Source organism: Marinobacterium jannaschii DSM 6295 (genome assembly GCF_000620085.1).
GTDB lineage: Bacteria > Pseudomonadota > Gammaproteobacteria > Pseudomonadales > Balneatricaceae > Pontibacterium > Pontibacterium jannaschii.
Genome location: NZ_KK211064.1, coordinates 203,784 through 225,621, shown reverse-complemented (window position 1 = coordinate 225,621; position 21,838 = coordinate 203,784). Strand labels below are relative to the sequence as shown.

At 57.2% G+C, this 21,838-nt stretch carries 17 protein-coding genes; 3 read left to right on the top strand and 14 right to left on the bottom strand.

Annotation, left to right across the window (positions count from 1 at the left end; translation table 11 throughout):
- Window positions 1–65 precede the first annotated feature (65 nt).
- The 6 genes from gcvA (Q354_RS0116915) to Q354_RS0116885 form a co-directional block, all read right to left on the bottom strand.
- The gene (gene gcvA / locus Q354_RS0116915; protein WP_027858626.1) at window positions 66–989 is read right to left on the bottom strand and encodes a transcriptional regulator GcvA; all 924 of its coding nucleotides are present in this window, start codon (window positions 987–989) and stop codon (window positions 66–68) included.
- Between the two features lie 170 nt (window positions 990–1,159).
- Window positions 1,160–2,782, bottom strand: coding sequence for a BCCT family transporter (locus Q354_RS26260; protein WP_036230326.1), 1,623 nt, complete (start codon window positions 2,780–2,782; stop codon window positions 1,160–1,162).
- A 167-nt stretch (window positions 2,783–2,949) separates the two neighbouring features.
- The gene (locus tag Q354_RS0116905; RefSeq protein WP_027858625.1) at window positions 2,950–5,070 is read right to left on the bottom strand and encodes an acetate--CoA ligase family protein; all 2,121 of its coding nucleotides are present in this window, start codon (window positions 5,068–5,070) and stop codon (window positions 2,950–2,952) included.
- A gap of 3 nt (window positions 5,071–5,073) precedes the next feature.
- Window positions 5,074–5,889, bottom strand: a complete 816-nt coding sequence (locus Q354_RS0116900; protein ID WP_027858624.1) for an enoyl-CoA hydratase-related protein — start codon at window positions 5,887–5,889, stop codon at window positions 5,074–5,076.
- 1,098 nt (window positions 5,890–6,987) lie between these two features.
- Entirely contained in the window at window positions 6,988–7,917 is a 930-nt protein-coding gene (locus tag Q354_RS0116890; protein ID WP_027858623.1) for a porin, read from the bottom strand.
- Window positions 7,918–8,059: 142 nt separating this feature from the next.
- The gene (locus tag Q354_RS0116885; RefSeq protein ID WP_084332645.1) at window positions 8,060–8,740 is read right to left on the bottom strand and encodes a DUF2057 domain-containing protein; all 681 of its coding nucleotides are present in this window, start codon (window positions 8,738–8,740) and stop codon (window positions 8,060–8,062) included.
- Window positions 8,741–9,126: 386 nt separating this feature from the next.
- Between Q354_RS0116885 and Q354_RS26255 the strand changes: the two genes are divergently transcribed.
- Window positions 9,127–9,885: an inositol monophosphatase family protein gene (locus tag Q354_RS26255; protein ID WP_169828904.1), complete on the top strand. Its 759-nt coding sequence runs from the start codon at window positions 9,127–9,129 to the stop codon at window positions 9,883–9,885.
- Here Q354_RS26255 and gcvA (Q354_RS0116875) read toward each other — a convergent pair.
- The 3 genes from gcvA (Q354_RS0116875) to Q354_RS26250 all read right to left on the bottom strand — a co-directional run bounded on the left by gcvA (Q354_RS0116875) (window position 9,882) and on the right by Q354_RS26250 (window position 12,525).
- Window positions 9,882–10,802, bottom strand: a complete 921-nt coding sequence (gene gcvA, locus Q354_RS0116875; protein WP_027858621.1) for a transcriptional regulator GcvA — start codon at window positions 10,800–10,802, stop codon at window positions 9,882–9,884. The two genes, Q354_RS26255 and gcvA (Q354_RS0116875), sit on opposite strands and share 4 nt — an antisense overlap.
- Before the next feature lie 316 nt (window positions 10,803–11,118).
- Complete coding sequence (locus Q354_RS0116870; RefSeq protein WP_027858620.1) at window positions 11,119–11,769, bottom strand: GntR family transcriptional regulator; 651 nt, start codon at window positions 11,767–11,769, stop codon at window positions 11,119–11,121.
- Window positions 11,770–11,868: 99 nt separating this feature from the next.
- Window positions 11,869–12,525 carry an FMN-binding negative transcriptional regulator gene (locus Q354_RS26250; protein WP_036230322.1) on the bottom strand — a complete coding sequence of 219 codons (657 nt, stop codon included), beginning with the start codon at window positions 12,523–12,525 and terminating at the stop codon, window positions 11,869–11,871.
- A gap of 166 nt (window positions 12,526–12,691) precedes the next feature.
- Here Q354_RS26250 and pdxR point away from each other — a divergent pair, with 166 nt between their 5' ends.
- Entirely contained in the window at window positions 12,692–14,089 is a 1,398-nt protein-coding gene (gene pdxR, locus Q354_RS0116860; protein ID WP_027858619.1) for a MocR-like pyridoxine biosynthesis transcription factor PdxR, read from the top strand.
- 21 nt (window positions 14,090–14,110) lie between these two features.
- Here pdxR and Q354_RS0116855 read toward each other — a convergent pair whose 3' ends face one another.
- The 4 genes from Q354_RS0116855 to Q354_RS0116840 form a co-directional block, all read right to left on the bottom strand.
- Window positions 14,111–15,247 (bottom strand): mandelate racemase/muconate lactonizing enzyme family protein, encoded by a 1,137-nt coding sequence (locus tag Q354_RS0116855; protein ID WP_027858618.1) that lies wholly within the window; start codon window positions 15,245–15,247, stop codon window positions 14,111–14,113.
- A gap of 113 nt (window positions 15,248–15,360) precedes the next feature.
- Complete coding sequence (locus Q354_RS0116850) at window positions 15,361–16,485, bottom strand: mandelate racemase/muconate lactonizing enzyme family protein (RefSeq protein ID WP_027858617.1); 1,125 nt, start codon at window positions 16,483–16,485, stop codon at window positions 15,361–15,363.
- The gene (locus Q354_RS26245; protein ID WP_084332643.1) at window positions 16,485–18,017 is read right to left on the bottom strand and encodes a BCCT family transporter; all 1,533 of its coding nucleotides are present in this window, start codon (window positions 18,015–18,017) and stop codon (window positions 16,485–16,487) included. The genes Q354_RS0116850 and Q354_RS26245 overlap by 1 nt, the downstream gene beginning before the upstream one ends.
- Before the next feature lie 75 nt (window positions 18,018–18,092).
- Window positions 18,093–19,415 carry an FAD-dependent oxidoreductase gene (locus Q354_RS0116840; RefSeq protein WP_027858616.1) on the bottom strand — a complete coding sequence of 441 codons (1,323 nt, stop codon included), beginning with the start codon at window positions 19,413–19,415 and terminating at the stop codon, window positions 18,093–18,095.
- Between the two features lie 499 nt (window positions 19,416–19,914).
- On the opposite strand from Q354_RS0116840, the gene Q354_RS0116830 reads away from it, so the two are divergent.
- A complete protein-coding gene (locus tag Q354_RS0116830) occupies window positions 19,915–21,105 on the top strand; it encodes a diaminopropionate ammonia-lyase (protein WP_027858615.1) in 1,191 nt (396 codons plus the stop codon).
- 76 nt (window positions 21,106–21,181) lie between these two features.
- Here the strand turns inward: Q354_RS0116830 and Q354_RS0116825 are convergent, their stop codons facing one another.
- Window positions 21,182–21,667 (bottom strand): Lrp/AsnC family transcriptional regulator, encoded by a 486-nt coding sequence (locus Q354_RS0116825; RefSeq protein ID WP_036230447.1) that lies wholly within the window; start codon window positions 21,665–21,667, stop codon window positions 21,182–21,184.
- Window positions 21,668–21,838 lie beyond the last annotated feature (171 nt).

Here is a 21,838-nt window from a genome sequence, read left to right as displayed (position 1 = left end):
ATGGGTGAAAAGCCGCAGTCTGAAGTGTGAAGCTATAGTCAGGTCAACCGCCCAGCTCGCCCCACTTAAGGTTCAGGGCAAGGCGGCGTTATGCGTATCCCCGGCATCTGGCGGATCTGTTGCTGTAGCCACTCGCGGAACAACAGCACCTCTTTCTTCACGCTGCGTTCCTTGGGATAGACCATATACCAGCTGCCACGCTCCGGAACGCGGATATCGAACGGCTGCACCAGCCGTCCCTCCGCCAGGTCGCGTTCGACAAAGGCGCGCCGCGCAATCGCCAGCCCCTCGCCATCATAGACACTCTGCTGGGCCTGCAGGTAATTATCCACCACCGGTCCCCGCTTACATTCTTCAGGCGCTACCCCGGCCGCTTGCAGCCAGTCCGGCCAGTCATCCGCGGCCAGCTCGACGTCGATCAGGCTTTGCCGGGACAGGTCCTGAGGTGAGTCCAGACGCCCGGACTTCAGCAGTTGCGGGCTGCAGACCGGAAAGATATCCATATCGCAGAGGTAGTCATACTCCCAGTGCGACCAGACCGGCTGGCCCATAATGATGCCGACATCGGCGTCGTCCTTTTCAAAATCCACATCGACAAAGGAGATCGAGATGCGGGTGCGGACATGGGGGTACTGTTTCTGGAAATCGTTCAGCCGGGGAATCAGCCAGGTGGTGCCAAAGGTGACATAGGTCTGGATAGTCAGGGTACGGGAATCATGGGAGGCTTTGATCTGCTCAACCGCCCCGGCAATATTGTCGAAGCTGTCGCTGACCACCGGATAGAGGCTGAAGCCATCCTTGGTCAGGCTGATGCAACGGCCCTTGCGGTGGAACAGCAGCACACCCAGCTCCTCCTCCAGCAGCTTGATCTGGTGGCTGACCGCCGAGTGGGTGACGCAGAGTTCATCGGCGGCCTTGCGAAAGCTCTGGTTACGCGCCACCGATTCAAACACCCGCAGGGATTTGAGTGAAGGGAGTTTCTTAGTCATAACAGTTGAACGATGACCTCTGACCGAATCACGGGGGAAGCTGATCCCAGTATATGGTTTTTGCCCCGCTTCCGCCGTTCGTGGCTATAAACGAAAAAAGGCGCGGCTTTCGCCGCACCAAGACTCACTTACCTTCAGGGCAGGACATGAGATGAAAAATCCGTTGCTGCTTAAGCAGGCTCCGGACGCTCCTCACCGGGATCAGGCTGGCTATCAGGATCCGGCAACAACACCGCTTTCAGCAGCGCCAGCGCCATCAGCACCATAATCAGCGAGAACGGCAGGGCACCGATGATCATGGCGGTCTTGATCGCGCCCAGGCCACCGGCAATCAGCAGCGCCGCAATCACGATAGTCAGGGCGGAACCCCAGACGATGATATGGCTGCGGCCGGTATGGGCCACGTCGCCACCGGCATTGATGGTGTTGATCACCAGTACCGCCGAAGTCACCAGGTAGGTCAGCAGCAGCACCACGATCATCAGCGACATCAGCCGGGCCGCTTCAGGTGACAGCATGATATTGATCACTTCATACAGCTGCGACGAGATGTTGGCCCCGAGGATCTGGCCCTCGGCCTGGCCGCTCAGTTCCAGGTCCAGCGCCGTGCCACCGACGAAGGTGAACCAGACGAAGCACATCAGCGACGGCACCATCACCGCACCGAGGATAAACTCACGGATGCTGCGGCCTTTGGAAATACGGGCGAAGAACATGCCGACGAATGGCGCAAAGGCGATCCACCAGGCCCAGTAGAAGATGGTCCAGCCAGCCTGCCAGTCACCCAGCGGGCTGCCCTTCTCTTCGACGTTGAATACCATCGGCACGATGTTGATCACATAGTCGGTGACGCCTTTGGCCAACAGCTCGAACGACAGCAGGGTGGAACCGAATGCCAGGAAGAACAGCAGCAACAGGCAGGACAGCCCCATATTCAGGTTACTCAGCCACTTGATCCCCTTACCGACACCGCTGAGCGCGGACAGGGTCGACAGGGCCATTACCACCAGCAGGGCCAGCAGCATCGCAGCATCGGAGGGTGTGCCTTCATTCATCATCCAGTCGGCACCGGTGATGTTGTAGACCCCGGAGGCAAACTGGCTGATACCGAATCCGATGGTCACCGCCATACCGAGGATGGTCGCCAGCACTGCGGTGATATCGACGGCATGGCCCAGCACGCCGCTGAGGCGGTTGCCGAACAGCGGCGTCAGGCCGGAGCGGATGGTCAGCGGCAGGCCGCGGTTAAAGCCGAAATAGGCCAGCGACAGGCCCACCAGGGCATAGGTACACCAGGCATTCACGCCCCAGTGCAGGAAGGTGTAGCGATACACCGAATCCAGGGTTTCGGCCTGTTTCGGCTCCACCAGCCCCTGGATGATGTCCGGGTTGTTGGCAAAGTGGTAGATCGGCTCACCAGTGGCATAGGTAAGCATGCCGATACCGATACCGGCACCGAACATCATCGAGAACCAGGAGAAGCGGGAGAATTCCGGTTTGGTATCGGCCCCGCCGAGGCGGATATTGCCGACGCTGGGCACAAAGGCCAGCAGGATACAGACCACAAAGAACAGCGCCATGGCATAGATATACCAGGCACCGAAGCTACCCAGGGCGATCCCCTGGATCGAGGAGAGTACCGCCGCCGCTTCCTGCGGCCAGATAATTGCCCACAGCACCAGCAGGCTGATCAGCAACTTGGAGCCGATGGTCACCACCTGGTTAAAACCTTTATAGAAGCCACTATCGGCCCGATTGATGGTCAGGCTGTCGGTTAGTTTCTTAATACTCATCGGGATACCTTTCTTATTCCGGCAGGGCGCAGCCAGGCTGCCTGTGGACAACCCCAAACGCTGCCGTCGTTGTTATTTTTGTTGTCGCTAAGAAATCCGCTGTGAATAACCAGCTAAAAAAGCACTGTGGATACAATCAGTTACCCACAGCGCCCGGGGAGAAAGCCTTACTCGGCCGCCTTACCCAAAACCAGAGCATCCACAGCGATGCAACCGTCGGCATTGACGATCAGCGGATTGACGTCGAGACCCGCCAGCACATCGGCGAGGGCATCGGCCATCAAAGAGAAGCGCGACAGGGTGTCGGCCAGCAGGCCAACATCAGCGCCCGGCTGGCCGCGCACGCCATCGAGTAACGGCCGGATCTTCAGCTGGTCGATCATCCGACCCGCTTCGTCCTTGTCGAACGGCGCCAGCGAGAAGCAGCGATCCTTCAGCACTTCGATATAGATACCGCCGCTGCCGATCATCACCAGTGGGCCAAACTGTGGATCGTTGACGATCCCCAGCGCCAGCTCGGTACCGCCAGCCACCATCGGCTCCACCGTTACCAGGGGCCCGAGGCGCTGTTCCAGATCGAGGTAGGCCTGTTCCAGCTCTGCCGCATCGGCCAGGCCGAGGCACACGCCGCCGACATCGGATTTGTGGTGGATACCCGGCATGGCAGTTTTCAGCACCAGTGGATAGCCACAGCTCTGCGCTGCCGCCAGTGTTGCCTCCAGGCTGTCGGTTTCATGGGCGGCTGCGGCCGGGATACCGAAGTCGCTGAGCATCTGCAGGCCTTCGCTTTCGGATAGCGCTTCGCCGTTACCGAGGCGCTGGCGCCAGCGCTGCACCGGCGCGGAATCGCTATCCAGTGGCGTGACCTCCGCGACTGGAGCCTGGCGCTGGTCGCGCCAGTCGAGGATGTTGCGCACCGCCTTGACGGCATTATCGACACCGTTGATCAGCGGGATGCCGTGATCGAGCAGGTCTTCAGCGATGGCGCTGTTGATGGCGCTACCAAAGGTGTTGATCACCAGGAACGGCTTGTTGCAGTACTGGCGGGTCTCCTTGGCGACCTCGATCAGCTCCGGCATATAGATAAAGTCATCGCGGGCCTCGAACTCGAACAGGCCGAGCGCCACCTGCGGATCGTCCATCAGGATACGGATGCAATCGCGGAACACGTTGGCGTAGTCCGGCGTAAAGGAGCCGGCGGCATCCAGCGGGTTAACCGGGTCCAGCCCCAGCGGCAGCCGCGCCGCCAGTTTCGCCGTGGTGGTCTGATTGATCTCGGCAAAGCCCAGGCCATGCTTGTCGGCAACATCGACAAACAGCTCCCGCAGGCCGCCGGAATCGGAGACATAGCCCAGACTGCCGGTGTCGATGGTCAGGCCTTCCGACAGCAGCAGCGCGGTGCTGAGCAGGTCATCCAGATTCTCGGTACAGATCACGCCATACTTCTTGAACAGCGCCTCGTAGGCGGTGTTGTCACCGGCGATGGCGCCGGAGTGGGTCGCCGCCAGCTTGGCGCTGGCCTCGGTACGGCCAACCTTGGTCACCACCACCGGAATGCCCTTGCGGCGCGCCTTCTCCAGCACCTCGACAAAGCCATCCGGATCACGGATTGCTTCCATAAAGATCGCCAGCACCCGGGTGGAGGCCTGTTCCAGTGCAAAGTCCATATACTGGTCCAGGCTTGTGGATATCTCCTGTCCTGCAGAAACCACCAGGTTGAAGCGAAAACGCGGATCGTTGGCTGTGGGTAACACGAAGATCGAGCCGGAGTGGGCGATCAGCGAGATATGGCCGGGACGGCGGCTGCCAGGGGACTGGAAGCTGACCATGGTATTGGCTTCGAAGTTGTAATAGCCCATGCAGTTGCCACCCACCACCGGCAGCTGAGCTGCTTCGGCTTTCTGCTTCAGGCGCTCCAGCAGGCAGGGATCGTTATCCTGCTCCAGCTTGCAGATATCGTAGATAGTGACGCCACCGACACCGCAGGCGATCGCTTCGTCAAACAGCCTTTCCATATGCACGCCGGACACGCTGAGCACCGCCATATCGATCGGCGACGGAATATCGCTCAGCGAGGCAAAGCAGGGAATCCCCTCGATCTGGTCATATTTCGGGTTCACCAGGAAGATCTGACCCTTGTAGTCCCCCTCCAGCAACACCTTCAGCATATCGTTGCCGACGGTATCCGGACGGGGCGACACCCCGACCAGGGCGATGGAGGTCGGCTTCAGCAGCCGGTCGAGAGTGTGGGCGTTATCGGGAGTATGGATCGTTGTCATTTCGGTCATCGCTCAACAACCTTTGTAAACAGGTGAACGTTTCTCGGTAAAGGCCCGGGAGCCTTCGAGGTAATCATCGGAACGCAGCATCTTTTCCAACAGCGGCAGGCCACTGTCGCCTTTCCAGGCCTGACGGGTATGGCTAAAAGAGGCTTCGACACTGAGGGACTCGCAGGCGGTCATCACCTCCTTCATCGCCTGCAGCGCCAGCGGAGCACCTTCGGCGATCTGTTGCGCCAGCTCCCGGGCCCGGGGCAATAACTGGTCGGCGGCCACCACCTCTTTCACCAGCCCATAGTGCTGGGCTTCAGTGGCGCTGAGCGGACGGCCGGTCAGCATCAGGTCGGCGGCGACGTTGTAGGGCAGGCGCTTCGGCAGGCGCTGGATACCACCGCCGTCGGGCAGGAAACCCAGCTGGATCTCCGGCAGGCGGAATTCGGCATGCTCGGCGGCCAGAATCAGGTCGGCGGCCAGCAACATCTCGAAGCCACCGCCGATCGCCTTGCCATTGACCGCAGCGATCACCGGCTTCTTCAGGCCCCAGAACTCCGGCAGGCCACCCAGGCCACCCGGACCCAGTTCGTATTCACCGCTTTCGACCAGCGCTTCACCGGTCTCGGCATACTCCTTCAGGTCCCAGCCTGCGGAAAACAACCGCTCGCCGGCGCCATACACAATGCCGACCCGCAGCGCCGGGTCCTGTTGCAGGACACGGAACGCCTCATACAGTTCGCAACTGGTTTTATAATCGATTGCATTCACCGGAGGACGGTTCAGCATTATTTCAACAACAGCACCCTGCTGTTTTATCTCGACATGATTCGCCATAAGGACCTTGACTCCTTAAGGACTCTTCCGCGCAGTTTTAAAGCCGGAAGTAGCGCTTTGTTTTATTTATTGATACCGCTGAATCAGATAGGACAATCTGTGCGTTTTACAGTGTCAAAACTGCTATGGGCTGTAAATTGAAAAGAACAGATCCACTGGTCTGAAAAACTAACCAGTGGAATCACGACAACTTAAACCATTGAATTAAAAGTAATTTACTAAAACAGCCTCCTGCTACCCCATCCCTGAATGGCAAAAAAAAGGCTCTGTTAAAGCGAAATAAGCTTGATTAAATAGAACAGCTTTAGGAATGGACAGGCAAGGCAACTACGGATTTTTCTAAATTAAATCGGGCATATCTTTGCAATAAGTATTGCCTGACGTTTATAGAACAAGTGAATAGAAACATTCAGGGACGAAAAGTCAAAAGAACAAAAGACGGGCGTAAAACTTTTTATAGTTTTTGGGTTTCTGTAGAGAGTATTGAGACAGCCGGTCGATAGCCGCTGACGAACAGTCTGGCTGGGGAGCGATCGGCCGGTTACAGCACCCGGCGATGCAGAGGACGTGTTGTTGTGGCGATAAAAAGCCGTGCAGGGCACGGCTTTTCAGGCTGTATCACAGCTCAGAGTGTTCCTCCGAGTGATCAGCAGTTAAACGAAGTACCCGAGGTTCCCAGTCATCGTCATAAGGCTGGGTGGGTCTGATGGTATCCGCTACCGTGATGCTGCTGGCAAAGAGCATTGCAGCGACTGTCCCTAAGAGCATTTTGATAAAGAGTTTCATCATCTACTCCTCTGAAGTCAGTGAAAGGAGAGACCCTGTGCGCCACCGGGGCGGATGATCCCTCGCCAGATAAGTCCCTGAAACCCCGCCGCTGTAAAGCTCAGTCACAGAAAGCCAGAGAGGGAAAAGAACTTAAGCGTTCAAAAACCAGTATAGTTGGCGGGAGATCGGCTCAGGAAACTATCACAAAACGGTAACATTCAGCGCCTGGCCGCCTGCGCCGGGCACAACGAAAAAGGCCGGGCAAATGCCCGGCCGGGAAGTCAGTATCCCGCCACCAGAAGGGGTTGGCGGGGGATACTCTTTTTCAACTTAGAACTTGATACGCATACCGGTCAGAAAGCCCAGGTCGACGTTGTCTTCGTCGGTATCGGCGATCTCAGCAAAGACGCTGACGTTCTTCTGAGTCGGGAACTTGTAAGTGACGTTGGCGTACCACTCAGTGGCTTCATCACCGGTTTCCGGCTCAACAGTCTGCAGACCCAGGGCAACCTTAGTGGTCTTAGCCGCTTTAACCACTGCAACCACGTTGTAGTAATCGGCAACATCGTCCGTAGAGCTGTAGTCAGCCGCCAGGGTTACGGAACCCAGCTTGTAGGCAGCGCTGACACCGAAGGTATCAACAGAGTCAGCACCGACAGCCGCTTCTTTGGACTGGTAAGCCGCCGCCAGTTCCAGACCGGCAACGGAGGTCGCTGCGAACAGGTCGAAAGACTGACCGCTTTCGCTGGACTCGCCTTCCGCTTCGATATCGTGGGAAGCGATAAAGGTGAAGTTTTCCATCTCAACGTCGACACGGATCACGTCGTCGCCGTCGGTACCGCGCTCTTCAAAGCCGTCAGTGTCCAGTTTCAGCTCGTAAGCGGCTTCAACACCAAACTCGTCAGTGGCGTAGTTCTGCTTACCAATCGCAACGGCAGTGTTACCGAACTGCAGGCCCACATAAGCTTCTTCCAGATCGGAACCGTTCTGCTTGTTCTCAGCAGCATCCTTAAAGCCGAAATCCAGCTGACCGAAGGCAGTCATATCGTTGCCCAGGTCGTACGCAATGGAGTTTTTCAGTTCCAGATCATCGAACTCAACGTCCAGGTTCTGATCGTTACCGACGTCCTGACGCAGCTGGATCTGCCAGTCGCCTTTCAGCTTGTAAGTCAGACCTTTACCTTCATAGATAGTAACAGCGCTTGCAGAACCTGCAGTAGTCGCTGCGATAACAGCAGCAGCCAAGACCAGCTTTTTCATTTCCCTTTCCCCAAAGTTAGGATTTTTGATATCCGATTTTTTGCCAAAACAGTCCCGTCCCCTACCCGACTGGCAGAGGCGAAATTCAACATATTCAAGATCGATGAATAAACCGTCCGAATGCCGGCTTATTAAAAAATTATTATTGGCTTATCCAGGACTTAAAACGCTCACGGGTTTTAAAATCGGCCTGGTTATACCAGTACTTAAGCATTTGTTCTGTCATCACCCTATCCGGGCCTGTATTGGCAGACGGCAAAGATGACTGACGTTCAGGATTGAAACTTTCAGAAAAAGAGTTCGTCGCTAATTTAACGGCCGGCCGGTTAAAACTATATGCTGCCGGAGAGTCAGTTTTATTAAATTTTTCCAGCTCACGCTCATAATCCCGCCCCAGCTGAAAGCCTTGCTTTTTAATAACAGCTTTCTTATAACTGACCGCCTGCCCTGACGGGTCGCTAAGCTGCCAGTTGCCACTGCGGTTGAATGCCTTAAGGTCGCGGGAACGCTTAATGTCCGGAACATTCAGCTGCAGAGTCTGGCCCCCAGCCGCATCAAACAGCAGCACGAAGGTGTCACTCTTCTCGAGGTCGCCGTCACCTGTGGAAAGCTCGACACTGTAACGCGCCAGCAGCTGGTTGGTGCCGGTACTCAATACCAGTGCACTCTGGTTATCCCTGAAATCACTGCTATCGGTTTCATGGCCATTCTTCGCCAGCACCGATATACCGTCCTGTAACCGGAGAACGCTTTCGGCGAATGCAACATTGCTACAGATACAAGTCAGACCGATAAAAAAGACACTTAGCCGTTGCACAACCATCGTTAAAAACCACACTGATAAAAGTTAATTACCAACAAACAATATATACCCCGGATAAAACCCAGAATGCTGGCTGTATATCAGGCTGTATCGCTTATATTGACTGGCATAGCAGGAGTTGTCCTCTATTCTCAGAGGACAACTCCTGCGTGAACGGCGTGCATAATAGGCAGGATATATTTCAGAACAGTTTCTCTAATATTAATTCTTAATATTTCACTTAGTTTTTCTTTAATTCCTGGCTCAGATCTTAATAGCTTCGGCAATTAACCATACAAATAAGGAGTGATTTGTATAAATTAGTGACAGTTGTCACGCTTGGACTGGCCCGATGCAGCGATAAAAGCCACAATGAGATCACTTTAAATCTGTTGATGAGCAAAGCGATGTTGAATCAGGCCGAAATCATTATCCGTCGTGCCGGGGAACTGGCGACCTATCACTTCCACAACCGTGGCGAGCTGAGCATCGATCGCAAAGGCGCCCAGGATCTGGTCAGCGAGGCCGACCGGGCAGTAGAGCGCCAGCTGCGTGATGCGCTGAAGGCCGCCTTTCCTGAAGACGGTATTCTGGGTGAAGAGTATGGAGAGGAGTCCGATAGCGGAAACGGCGCACTCTGGGTGATCGACCCGATCGACGGCACCACGAACTTCCTGCGCGGCATTCCCGACTTCGCCATCACCCTGTGTCGGGTGGTCAATGGTGAACCTGAGATCGGCCTGATCTACCATCCACTGCGCAATGAGCTACTCAGTGCTGAACGGGGTAAAGGGGCCTATATCAATGGCCAGCGCCACCATATCAGTGATCAGCCGGTCAGCCCGGAACAAGCCCTGCTGGTGATCGGTTTCAGCCAGCGGGACGATGTGCCACAAAAGGCGATCAGGATGCTACAGCGCTGGGCTGAAGCCGGTTGCGTCAGTCGCCAGACCGGTGCTGCTGCCACCGCCCTGAGCATGGTGATCCAGGGCCAGGCGGAGGGTTACTATGAACCCTTCCTCTATAGCTGGGATGGCCTGGCCGGGCAGTTGATCGCGATTGAGGCGGGACTGCAAAGCTCCGCTCTGCTTTGTGGCGATATGCTCTATAACGGCGGCCCGACATGGGTGGCCCGGCCCGAGTTGTTTGACCTGGTAACCCCCTAATCCCGCTGAAAAGCGGGTTGCAACAGCTGCTGCAGCCACTGCTGGAAGGTGCGGATCTGGTACAGGTCCGCCTTCTCTTTCAGGCAGACAAAGTGATGCGCCATACCGACCTCCATCTCCAGTTCCGGAAACAGGGTCACCAGCCGTCCCGCCTGCAGATCGGGTGTCGCCAGCACCCGGCGTCCCAGCAGGACTCCGGCACCATCCATCGCCGCCTGCAGGGCATGGTCTGCCTGGTTAAAACGCAGGCCCTTCTGCGCTTCCGCTTCAGGCAAGCCTAACTTTTCTGCCACTGTATCCCAGCCCGGTACTTCCGGGGCGAAGAAGATGGAATCATCGTGAATCAGCGGCAGGCTGAACAGGTCACGTGCATCCTCCAGCGGCTTTTGCTGGGCCAGCCAGCCGGGGCTACACATCGGTACCAGGGTTTCGTCGGCCAGCTTCTCGCTATAGAGGCCACTATGGTCGAGATTGCCAAAGCGGATGGCGGCATCGACGCCATCATTGCGGAAATCAGCCAGGTCGATGCTGGCCATCACACTGACATTAATATCGCTATGCTGGCGGGTAAACTGCTGTAACCCCGGCGCCAGCCATTTCACCGTAAAGGCAGGGCCTGCAGCGACGATAAAGCGCTGCGGCTGACGGCTTTCCACCAGCTTACCGATACCCCTTGAGATCTGCTCGAAGCCGTTACTGAGATACGGCAGGCAGCGCTGGGCGTCTGCTGTCAGGATCACCTTGCGGTTCTCTCGCTCAAACAGCTGTACCCCAAGTTGTTGCTCCAACTGGCGGATCTGATAGCTGATCGCCGCCGGAGTGACAAACAGCTCCTGCGCAGCCTTTTTGAAACTGCGATGACGCGCAGCCGCTTCAAAGGCGCGAATCGCATTCAGCGGCGGAAGCTTATGTGGCATTACCAAAACCTCGCGTCAGTTAAATATTCCTTGTCTGAAACCGAAGTATAACTCGTTTGTCGGCGCCCGCCTGCGGATCAACAATAGCCCCCTATACAGCGCCAGCGGAAGGCAGCAGTAACTGAGGCTAAGACAATGACTGAACACAACAATTTTGAACTGAGTTACGAAGAGAAACTGCGACTGGTGGCCCGGGGCCGCCAGATCCGAGCGGACACCTTTTGCCGGGGGCTGAAGCGGTTACTGACGCTGCTGGCTGGTAAGTTGCCTGGGCGTTCGCAACGCGCAACAGCTGAAGAAAAGCCGGTGGGCAGTCTTAGCGGAACTGCTCCATCTGATTGCGGGTAAATTGCTGCAGGTACTGCATCAGCTCGGCAGAACAAGTCAGCGCGGTATCGCCATCCTGTGCCATCAGCGCCTGCATCTGGCGGATATAGAGCTCGGTACAGTAGGACTGGTCCTGATCGGTGGCGTAGTAGCACCAGAAGCGGCGCGACAGCCCCTGGGTGGTCTTGATGGAGGCGAGGATAAACTCGTTCTTCGAGGACAGCGCCAGGATATGGTGGATCTGGCGCAGCACCGCCATAAAGCCCTTACGGTCGCTATGCTGCAAGCCCTGCATCGCCTCGATCACCGGCGCGATCTGGGCTTTATCCGCCTCGGTGATGCGCTCCACCGCCTTCTCGATACAGAGCCGCTCAATCAGCACCCGTGGCTCCAGCAGCTTAAGCATGGTCATCGGATTCAGCTCGGGAATCACCACCCCGGCACGGGAGAGACGCACCAGATTCTCATTGGCCAGCTTCATCAGCGCCTCGCGCACCGGGGTGCGGCCGATATCGAGGAATTCGCTGATCTCGGTCTCGGTCATCACGGTGCCCGGCGCTATCTGGCACTCAACGATGGCTGCTTCCAGCTGCTCGGCGGCCTGTTCGGCTTTGGTTTTCTTTTCCAGGGAATTTCGCATCGCCGGATTATATCCGAATCCTGCGTAAATCGGAGTCCCACGAGGCGACAAAGTGGTGCCCACTGAAGACTGCATTAACCGGCACGTTTTGACGGGCCCTTAGCTGCCCAGCCCGTCAGTGCAGCGTCGACGCTGTTCAACGCAAAGCGCCATCGCCAAAGCATTGTCAGACTCTTCACCTCTCAAGCCCTCACTTACACCCTGGCTATCCGCTACTGCCTTATTCTGACTGACCTTCCAGGTGCCCTGTAGCGCCGTTATTTCAATCTCGACGCCGACGATGCCCCGCAGTTGACGGGCGATGAACTCTTCCGGCGCATCGGAGACTTTCCATGGCGCTCGTCGCCCCAGCTCATTGCGCTCGGTTAGCTCCGTCAGCTGGGCCAGAATCCACTCAGGATCCTGCTGCAACGTCACCTTGCCGCGGGCATGTACGACGATGTAATTCCAGGTCGGTACCACTTTATCGTGCTCCATTTTTGAGGGGTACCAGGATGGCGTCACATAGTGGTGAGGCCCCTGAAATATCACCAGGACATCAGTGCTCTGATCTAACTTTGTTCCAATGGGATTCGCCCGCGAAAGATGGCCCCGCAGCTTACCCTGCTCAGACAGCTCCGGGTGTACCACTAACGGCAGATGATCCGCCACCATCTCACCATCCTGCAGCGAAACCAAACTGGCGAAGGGATTCTGACGCATCATCTTGTGCATCACCTCGATACGTTCTTCACGAAAAACAGAGGGTTGAAACATAGCTTGCTCCTGTGGACAGCAGATCAGTGTTAGGGGAATTAGCCGATTGCGGCTGGCTTGGGGACTACCTGGCGCATGCACGCGCCATCGCCTATCCCGGAACTGAGTTTGCAATGCTATTGGCATCCCTTTAAGTTCCAATTTTGCACAAATTGAACATACCAATATGTCTCAGCAGTCACCCCTTCTGTTTGCTATCGACCGTACCAGCAAGACACCGATCTTTGAGCAGATCTGTGAATCCATTCGCAGGCAGGCGCATTCAGGCCGGTTAAAACCCGGTATAACAGTGCCCGCAACCCGCACTCTGGCCGGGGAACTTTCAGTGTCTCGCTCAACCGTGGTGACGGCATACGAACAGTTGGTCGCGGAAGGCTACCTGCAAGGTCGTCGGGGTGCGGGCTATACCCTTTGCGCCATAGGTAGCGTCGAGCTGCCAGCCTCGAAAATCACAGCTGTGCCGATGGAATCGGTGCCCCAACTAGAGTTAAAACCTCTGGCCCCCAGCGAGCCGGATATGCGTTTATTTCCCTATCGCCAGTGGGCAAAAGCGGTTGCCCGGGTCTGCAGAACAGAGCCCGAAGCAATGCTTCTTTGCGACGAGACCTTCGGCAACTTAGCACTGCGCCAGGCGATTGCGGAGCATGTCCGGGAATGGCGTGATATAGAGGCATCCGCGGAACAGATTATCGTCACAGCAGGAGCCAGCGATGCGCTGAACATCTGCCTTCGCACGCTGATCGCAACGGACCAGAGCGTTGGCATCGAAGATCCGGGCTATCAACCCATCACTCAGCTGCTGAAAAGCCAGGGGATAAGGCCGGTGTGGCTGGATGTCGATCAGGATGGCGCGCGTCTGCCCTGTTCTGAAAACCAGCCAACGGCGGTGGTAATTACGCCTTCTCACCAATATCCGCTGGGGGGTGTGATGTCGCCCCAGCGCCGTGCTGCCTATATAAACTGGGCCAACCACCAGCAGGGATGGATTATCGAGGATGATTACGACAGCGAGTTCCGCTATGGCGGCAGACCGATCCCCGCCCTGGCGGGTTTCGATGCCTTGCACCGCACGCTGTACATTGGCAGCTTTGCGAAGATCTTCTCAAACAGGCTGCGTCTGGGGTATCTGATCGTACCCAAGTCACTGATCGACCCTATGCGCCAGACTATGGACAACTTTGGCCTGAGAGCAGGCCTGATGCCGCAGCAGGCGCTTGCCGAGTTTATGCGCTCAGGTGACTTCTATCGTCACCTGAGGCGGGTACGCAAGCGCTATAACGAACGACGCCGTTTCCTGGTCGAGCAACTGAAGGCGGGATTCAGCCAGTTCGGTACCGTGCAGGACTATCCGGCCGGGATGCAGCTGGTGTTTCACCTTAACAACGATCTGGATGACCGCGAGGTGGCCCAACGGGCGCAGCAGCTCGGCATCGGGGTAGAAACATTGTCGGATTCAACGGCGCGAGCGCTGCACTACAACGGCTTAGTCCTGGGATTTAGTGGTTATTCGCCGGAGGAGATGCGCGAGTCGCTATCCAACTTGCAGCAGCTGCTTAGCCGCTAACTCTCGCCGGCCTCGACACCGCTAGACGCTGCAGCGCTTTACCAGATCCCAGTTCAGTTCTATCCCCAGCCCCAAGCCCTCTTCAGGCACCTCTGCCATCCCCTCGGCATTGATCCGGATAGGATTGCTAATCAGTTTCTGGCGCAGAATAGAGGGACTGGTGGAATACTCCAGCGGCTCAACCAGCGGCTGAGCCGCGAGGAATTGGCTGTTCAACGCCAGGGTAATTTCCGTGTTGTAGCCATGCGGCACGATACGCTTACCGGCCGGCTGCAACAGCGCCTGCAGTTTTATCATCTCACTGACACCGCCAAACAGGGTGATATCAGGCTGGGCGATATCGAAGGCATCCGCATCCAGATAGGGGATAAACTCCTTCACCGTGGTAAAGCCCAGGTCACCGACGCCGACCGGCACATAGGTTTCCGTTTTCAGGCGACGGTGATCGGCCAGGTTATCCAGCTCGAATGGCGCCTCGATCCACTTAAAGTCCAGCTCTTCCAGCAGGCGGATAAAGGGTTCCAGCTGTTCATAGCGGGTGAATTCCATCGCCACATCCAGCATCAGCTCGATATCGGGGCCGACGAAGGCGCGCAGCTGGCTCAGGTTCTCAATCGTGGCATCGATATCCTGCCACCAGGGTTCGACGCAGATCTTGAGGCGGCGGAAACCCTGCTCCAGGTACGGTCCGATCTGGGCTTTGAATGCCTTCGGCTCTGCCGCCATCGGATAGATAGTGGCATAGGCCGGCAGGCGCTGATGCTTCAGGCCACCGAAGTAGTGGTGTAATGGCTTCCCCTCACTGCGGGCAAACAGATCCCAGAGGGCGATATCCAGCGCACTGATGGCGTGGATAGCAACGCCGTGGCGGCCATGCCAGTTGGTTTTCTGGTACATCTTGTGCCATAGGCGGCGTGGGTCATCCAGCACTTCACCCTCCAGCAGTGCGGCCAGGCCACAGGAGAGGTGATTGTAGGGCGGCGACTCGATCAGCGCCCTGACCACCTGGGGCGGCGAGTCGGATTCGCCAATACCGTAGAGGCCGTTATCGCCATGCACCACCACCAGCAGGTTCTGGTAGCTGCCTTCAAAGCGGACAAAGTCAGCCTGCGGGTCCTGCAGGCAGAACACTTCAACTTTTTCGATACGAACAGACATATGGGGTTTAACCTCGGAAGAAGATAGCTGTAGCAGCAAGGCCCCGTCGCGTCCGGACGCTGGTATAGCTTCCGGAAGGCACAACCAGAGGTCGCTGCTACTAGGGCAAAGGATCAGAGCGCGAAGTGGCGCTGCTGGTAGATAAACGGCTCCAGCACATCCCAGTTCAACTCGACACCCAGTCCCGGCAGGCCGGTCGGATGGATATAGCCCTCGGCATCGGGACGGAACACCTGCCTGGCACCCACTTCATACTTCTCGTAGGGTGCAGCCTGTTCGAAATAGTCGCAGTTACCGTAGGCCAGCATCAGATGCAGGTTGGCGGCCTGAGTCAGGGTATAGCCCCAGGACTGCACTTCGGCCTTCATGCCCATCGCCTGGGTCGCTCCCATCACCTTGATGGCGCCGGTATAGCCGCCGATACTGGTGACATCGAAGCGGCTGCGGTCCCAGGCACGCATCTGCAGGGCGTGCCTGATCAGATGCAGGTTGGGTAACGAGTTACCGCCACAGATCACATCGATATCCAGGGCATCGGCCAGCGCCTTATAGCCATCCAGATCGGAATCCGACAGCGGCTCTTCGAAGAACTCCCACTGGTACTGGTCCAGCAGGCGCCCCATCTTCAGCGCCTGCTCCAGGTTGTAGTTGGAGTCCACATCCAGACTCCAGCCGATCTCCCGTCCGGCGAACTCCGCCTGCAGCGCCTGCACCAGGGCGTAGTCCTCTTCGAATACGCAACGCGGGTGGATCTTGATGGCGTTAAAGCCCTGATCCAGCATCTGGTGGCAGTAGCGGATATAGTCCTCGATGCTCTGCAGCAGCGGGCTGGAGGCATAAGCGCGGACTTTATCTTTCGCTGCGCCCAGCATCTGGTAGAGCGGCAATCCGGCCTGCTTGGCCTTGGCATCGTGCAGGGCGATATCGAACAGCGAGATCGGCAGATGACCGAGCGGCACATACTTGCGTCCCAGCTCCGCATTGATCCGCGGGATATCGTAGAGTCCCTTGCCGAGCAGGAAAGGTGCCATCAGGGCCGCGCTGTGAAAGGCGGTCTGGTCAAACTCATGCTCGGTATAAGTGGTCAGGCCGGCAATCCCCTGCTGACCGTTATCGAACGTCAGTCTGGCGACGATCATCGCTTCGCACATCGGACCGAGGAAAGAAGACCAGCTGACCTTCTCTCCATCCGGACCGATGGCGTACAGATCGACCGCCTTAACAACAGGCTGGCTCATCAGGCGTTATCCTCCTTAATGTAACGGACAGTGGTGATCATCATGCACACCAGGATCAGCATCACCGGCAGGCCGACGATGACCGAAGCGGTCTGCATGGTCTTCAGGCCGCCCAGGAACAGCAGGGTCACCGGCAGGATGGCGATGGCAAAACACCAGAACAGGCGGTTGGAACGCTCCGGTTCCTGACCTTCATCCAGACGCTTGGTGGTGGCACAGGCCATGACATAGGCCGCCGAATCAAAGGTGGTTGCCAGCAGCACGATTCCGGAGGCCGCCACGGCGACCAGTACCAGCGTCGCGCCCGGCAGGGTCTTGAAGATCTCGATGATCGCCGGTGCCACACCTTTAGTATTGACCAGTTCGGACACCGCCAGGGTCTCGGTGATCTGCAGATTGATGCTGTAGCCGCCCAGGACCATGTAGAACAGGGCGCAACCCAGGGAGCCGTAAGTCAGCATGCCGACGATCACTTCGCGGATGGTGCGGCCGCGGGAGATGCGGGTAACGAACATGCCCATAAACGGGGCGTAGGCAACCCACCAGGCCCAGTAGAAGACCGTCCAGGCCTGCGGGAAACCGCTCTTGTTCACCGAGTCGGTCCAGGTACTCATCTTGATGTAGTTTTCCACCGCGTAGCCGAGGGAATCCATACCCAGCGCCAGGATAAACTTGCTCGGGCCCACGACGAAGATATACACCACAATCGCCAGGGAGATCAGGGTGGAGAAGGTACTCAGGCGCTTGATGCCGGAGGAGAGGCCCAGGCCGCTGCTGACAGTGAAGATCACGGTACAGACCAGGATCACCGCCAGGTCCATCATGATGCCCGGCTCGGTACCCAGCACCTCGGCCAGGGCGGTACTGATCATCGGCGTGCCAAGACCGAGGGAAGTGGCCGCCGCACCCAGTACGCCAAACAGGAACATGTAGTTGATGATTGAGCCCAGCGGACCATCGACCGCCTTACCCAGGGCACCACGGCAGGACTCGCTGACATTGTAGATGTGCTTCCGGCGCACGTAGTAGATGTAGGAGATCGCGATGGTTGGTACGCAGTACAGCGCCCAGGCGGTCGGTCCCCAGTGGAAGATGCCATAGCCCTGGGCCACGGTATACATCTCCGGTGTCTTCGCCTCGATACCGAACGGAGTCCAGGCGTAGTGGTAACCCCACTCGGTGCCACCCCAGAGGATCAGGCCGGAGGCGATACCGGCCAGGAACACCATGGCGCCCCAGGCACCCTTGGAGAATTCCGGTGCAGCATGCTTATCGGCACTGAGTTTGATATTGCCGTGGCGGGAAGCCGCCAGGGAAACCAGGAACACCAGCGCGCCCAGACCGATGCCGAGGAAGGCAAAGTCGAAGCTGTTGGTCATCCACTTAAAGACCGCATTGATGGTGTTCTTGCCCGCCTCGGGAAAGAGCACCAGCGGAGCCACCGCCGCCAGCAGGATCAACAGGCTGGTGACCTGCATCTGGCGGTTTGTTTCGATTTTCAGGTCATCAGACATCTGAACCTTAACGGTCATAAGACATACCTATTTTTATAGTTGTTGCAGGTAGATAGCGGGAACGACGGCCGCCGTTCCCCAGGCCTCATCCAATCACTTCATCAGGTGCGCAATCTGATTCCCTTCCAGCGCCTGAAAGGTTTTCTCCTCGCGGATCGACAGATCCGCAGCAATCGCCGCCGCACGGCCATATTCAAAGCACTGTGCGGTCACACGGCTGCTCGCCAATGCCTCGTGCTCGCTGCTGAGGCAGCGGCCCGCGACAATCACGTTCTTGCCGACTTTCGGTACCAGGGTGTGGAACGGCACCTCGTAGTAGTCCTCCACCAGCCACTCGGTCTTCGGCTTGGCACCGTAGTGCAGCTCGATCGGCCAGGAGCTGCGCACCACGCTGTCGCTGAACTTGCGCTTGCCGACTACATCGTCATTCATCAGCTTGGCCATGCCGTCGATGGTGCGGGTCTGACGTACGCCGACCTCGGTGGCGTAGTCGATAAAGTAAGCGTCCTCACAGCCGGGTACGTTGGCCTTGAGGAAGTTGAAGAAAGCTTCCGCCTGGTAGATGGAGAACTGCTCCGCCTCGGTGTGATCCACCGGATCGGTCACGTCCAGGGCACGGCCATCAAAGCCGGTGATCTTGGTCGCGTTGACCAGCAGTTCGCCCGGATTGACGGTCGGGAACAGCCAGACCTTCTTGCGCAGCAGCTCGTCGCGCGCTTCCAGCATGCTCACCACCTTCGGCGGCGAGATAGTGTTCTGGCCCCAGTAGGCGAGGTATTTCGGCATATCCACGTTGCCGATCTTGAACATCATGGTCGGGTTCTGGATCACGCCGTTGTTGCCCTTGCTGGTTTTCAGGCCCAGCTTGTAGACCACGTCGGCATCGCCGCTGCAGTCGATCACCTTGCGGGCATAGACCGAGGTAAAGCCGGACTTGGTATGCAGCACCATCCCCTTCAGCTCATCGTCCTCGGCGATCACATCGATCATCTGGGTGTGGTAGAGCACCGTTACCCCGGCGCCGCGCAGCATGTTGGTGGCGACTTTCTTGTATTTGGCGCAGTCATGGGTCGCGACCCAGGTCTTGCCGTAGATCTGCGGCTCGGTCAGGCCGCCTTCGCGGTAAAGGGCATCGCGGAAACGCTCGGCGAAGCCGAATACGATCTGTTCCGGACGTCCCCGCTCCGGGTCTTCCACTGTCATATAGAGACCACAGATAGTGCCTGACAGGCCTGCCACCGCCGCGCCGCCGCAGAAACCCAGGCGCTCGATCAGCAGCACCGAATGGCCGCTCTCTGCCGCGGTTACTGCCGCCGCTATACCGGCCGGACCACCGCCCACAACAATCACGTCGAAGTTGCCGAAGCAGGACAAGCGCTGCTTGAAGTCTGCCGGTAGATTATTGGTATATGACATGTAGACCTCTAAGATTCCGTTTGCGTACTGCAAATATATTTATCATATATTTTATAAATGACAAGAAAATATTGAACAATAACTCACCACGATTTTTATTCAGGAGAGATGTACTGCGTGGAGTGTTGCGGCCTACGTCGCCAATCATGACGACTATTCACCGCTTTATGGGGATAAAACACGCAAAGCCACAGATACATGGATAATGAACCAGGAGCGAGAAAAAACTGCCGGTATAGAAACCAAGCCCCTGGTGGAGATGCCGGTCAGTAAAAAATGCGCCAAATCGTGACCAGCAGGCCCTGGCAGCGTGCCAAACCTCCGCTGCCGATCATTTGCATTACTAAAACACCTCAGACGACCGAAATTCCGCACGGAACTAACCCATTACAAGGAAATTCCGCATCCGCCATCATTAGACTGGATACAGCTTTCCGGCAGGCTCCGTGCACAACGATCCTGCTGTTCCTGTAAAGAACATTCGAGGTTGTTACTGGTTATGGTCAAAATCAACGGTAGTCTGACGCACTTCGCCAACCCTAAAGCAGATGCGGCACTGGCCTACTCCGACGCACAGAAGGATGTGATCTGTGTCGCTAAAGCAGAGGAAGCGGTTACCGATATCAAGAGCTGGCCAGCCTATCGCCAGACCCCGCTGCATGCCCTGAATGCCCTGGCAGCCGCATCCAGCCTGAAGAATATCTGGTACAAGGATGAGTCACAGCGTTTCGGCCTCAAGAGCTTCAAGGCCCTGGGCGGTGCCTTTGCCGTAGCACGTCAGTTGCAGAGTGTTCTGGAACAGAAACTGGGCTACCGTCCGACCACCCAGCAGCTGCTGAACGGCAGTCTGAAGGATGAAGTGGCCGAGCTGGTTGTCAGCTGCGCCACCGACGGCAACCACGGCCGCTCCGTGGCCTGGGGTGCGCAGATGTTCGGTTGCGGTTGCGTGATCTATATCCACCGCGATGTGTCCGAAGGCCGTAAGCAGGCGATGGAAGCTTTCGGTGCCGAAGTGATCCGTATCAGCGGTAACTACGATGATTCCGTCCGTCAGGCAGACAGCGATGCCAAAGCCAATGGCCGTATCATCGTCTCCGACACCAGCTACGAAGGCTATATGGAGATCCCTAAGGATGTGGCCCTGGGCTACACCGTGATGCTGGCGGAGATCGTCGAACAGCTGGATGGCGAGATCCCAAGCCACGTCTTCGTCCAGGGCGGCGTGGGCGGCCTGGCCTCTGCCGTTGCCGGCTATTTCTGGGACCTGTGGGGCGACAAGCGTCCGACCGTGGTCATCGTCGAGCCGGAACAGGCTAACTGCCTGCAGCGCAGCGCCGAAGAAGGCAAAACCGTGGTGGTCGAAGGCGATCTGGATACCCTGATGGCCGGCCTGGCCTGTGGTGAAGTGTCCGCCCTGGCGTGGGAAATTCTGGCCACCGGCGGTGACCACTTCCTGACTCTGAGCGAAGATGCGGTGCCTGAAACCATGCGTCTGCTGGCGCAGGGCTTTGAGTCTGATCCGGCGATCGAAGCCGGTGAGTCTGCGGTACCGGGACTGGCAGCGGCAGTGATCGCCCGCGACAGCGAAGACTTCTCTGCCAAGCTGGGCCTGACGGCTGACAGCCAGGTACTGGTGATCGGCACTGAAGGTGCCACCGATCCTGAACTCTACAAGCAGCTGGTCGGCTAACCACCCCCAACCTGCGGCTATAAAAAATCCCGCCACTGAACTCAGTGGCGGGATTTTTTTGTCTACCGTGCTGGCCCTATTCTTCGGCCAGCGGCACCGATAGCCCCACTTTAACCGCATCCATCACCACATTGGTCTGGAAGCCGCGGATATTGGTGTTATCAAAAAAGGCTTCACGGGTGAAACGATCATAATCCTCCATATCCTTGCCGGTGATGATCAGGATAAAGTCGGAACTGCCGGTGACGTAGTAGCACTGCTGTACCGCCGGATGCAGCTTCATCTCCTTCTTGAAGGCATCCATCAGGTCGGCACGCTCGCGTTCCAGTGTCACCTGTACCACGAAGGTCATCGGCCGTCCGGCACTGCGCGGATCTACTACTGAGATATCAGCCTGGATCACCTTATGTTCGCGCATCTTCTTCAGCCGACGCTGTACTGCGGCGGGCGACAGCCCGACCTGTTCGGCGATCTGGTCGGAGGTGGCGCGGTTGGATCGCTGCACGATCTCAAGGATATTGCGATCGAAGCTGTCCAGGTTAAGGGATGGGGTCGGGCTCATAGTGCTCTCCATCTGCAGCGACCTGCCCGCTGTGCAGATCACTGTCCTGTCTTAGTTCTGTGGTTGTTGTTCAGCGCGGTCGCCAGTGCAAAGTACTGCTTTTGGCAATGCCTTCATGCTGCAGCAGACCCGGTACTTAATTCCTCATTTTCCACAATTATTTGCGGCCTT

What these genes read in the sequence shown, in the direction of transcription:
- gcvA (WP_027858626.1), bottom strand. Translation starts at nt 989, where the DNA reads ATGACTAAGAAACTCCCTTCACTCAAATCCCTGCGGGTGTTTGAATCG.
- Q354_RS26260 (WP_036230326.1), bottom strand. Translation starts at nt 2,782, where the DNA reads ATGAGTATTAAGAAACTAACCGACAGCCTGACCATCAATCGGGCCGAT.
- Q354_RS0116905 (WP_027858625.1), bottom strand. Translation starts at nt 5,070, where the DNA reads ATGACCGAAATGACAACGATCCATACTCCCGATAACGCCCACACTCTC.
- Q354_RS0116900 (WP_027858624.1), bottom strand. Translation starts at nt 5,889, where the DNA reads ATGGCGAATCATGTCGAGATAAAACAGCAGGGTGCTGTTGTTGAAATA.
- Q354_RS0116890 (WP_027858623.1), bottom strand. Translation starts at nt 7,917, where the DNA reads ATGAAAAAGCTGGTCTTGGCTGCTGCTGTTATCGCAGCGACTACTGCA.
- Q354_RS0116885 (WP_084332645.1), bottom strand. Translation starts at nt 8,740, where the DNA reads ATGGTTGTGCAACGGCTAAGTGTCTTTTTTATCGGTCTGACTTGTATC.
- Q354_RS26255 (WP_169828904.1), top strand. Translation starts at nt 9,127, where the DNA reads ATGTTGAATCAGGCCGAAATCATTATCCGTCGTGCCGGGGAACTGGCG.
- gcvA (WP_027858621.1), bottom strand. Translation starts at nt 10,802, where the DNA reads ATGCCACATAAGCTTCCGCCGCTGAATGCGATTCGCGCCTTTGAAGCG.
- Q354_RS0116870 (WP_027858620.1), bottom strand. Translation starts at nt 11,769, where the DNA reads ATGCGAAATTCCCTGGAAAAGAAAACCAAAGCCGAACAGGCCGCCGAG.
- Q354_RS26250 (WP_036230322.1), bottom strand. Translation starts at nt 12,525, where the DNA reads ATGTTTCAACCCTCTGTTTTTCGTGAAGAACGTATCGAGGTGATGCAC.
- pdxR (WP_027858619.1), top strand. Translation starts at nt 12,692, where the DNA reads ATGTCTCAGCAGTCACCCCTTCTGTTTGCTATCGACCGTACCAGCAAG.
- Q354_RS0116855 (WP_027858618.1), bottom strand. Translation starts at nt 15,247, where the DNA reads ATGTCTGTTCGTATCGAAAAAGTTGAAGTGTTCTGCCTGCAGGACCCG.
- Q354_RS0116850 (WP_027858617.1), bottom strand. Translation starts at nt 16,485, where the DNA reads ATGAGCCAGCCTGTTGTTAAGGCGGTCGATCTGTACGCCATCGGTCCG.
- Q354_RS26245 (WP_084332643.1), bottom strand. Translation starts at nt 18,017, where the DNA reads ATGACCGTTAAGGTTCAGATGTCTGATGACCTGAAAATCGAAACAAAC.
- Q354_RS0116840 (WP_027858616.1), bottom strand. Translation starts at nt 19,415, where the DNA reads ATGTCATATACCAATAATCTACCGGCAGACTTCAAGCAGCGCTTGTCC.
- Q354_RS0116830 (WP_027858615.1), top strand. Translation starts at nt 19,915, where the DNA reads ATGGTCAAAATCAACGGTAGTCTGACGCACTTCGCCAACCCTAAAGCA.
- Q354_RS0116825 (WP_036230447.1), bottom strand. Translation starts at nt 21,667, where the DNA reads ATGAGCCCGACCCCATCCCTTAACCTGGACAGCTTCGATCGCAATATC.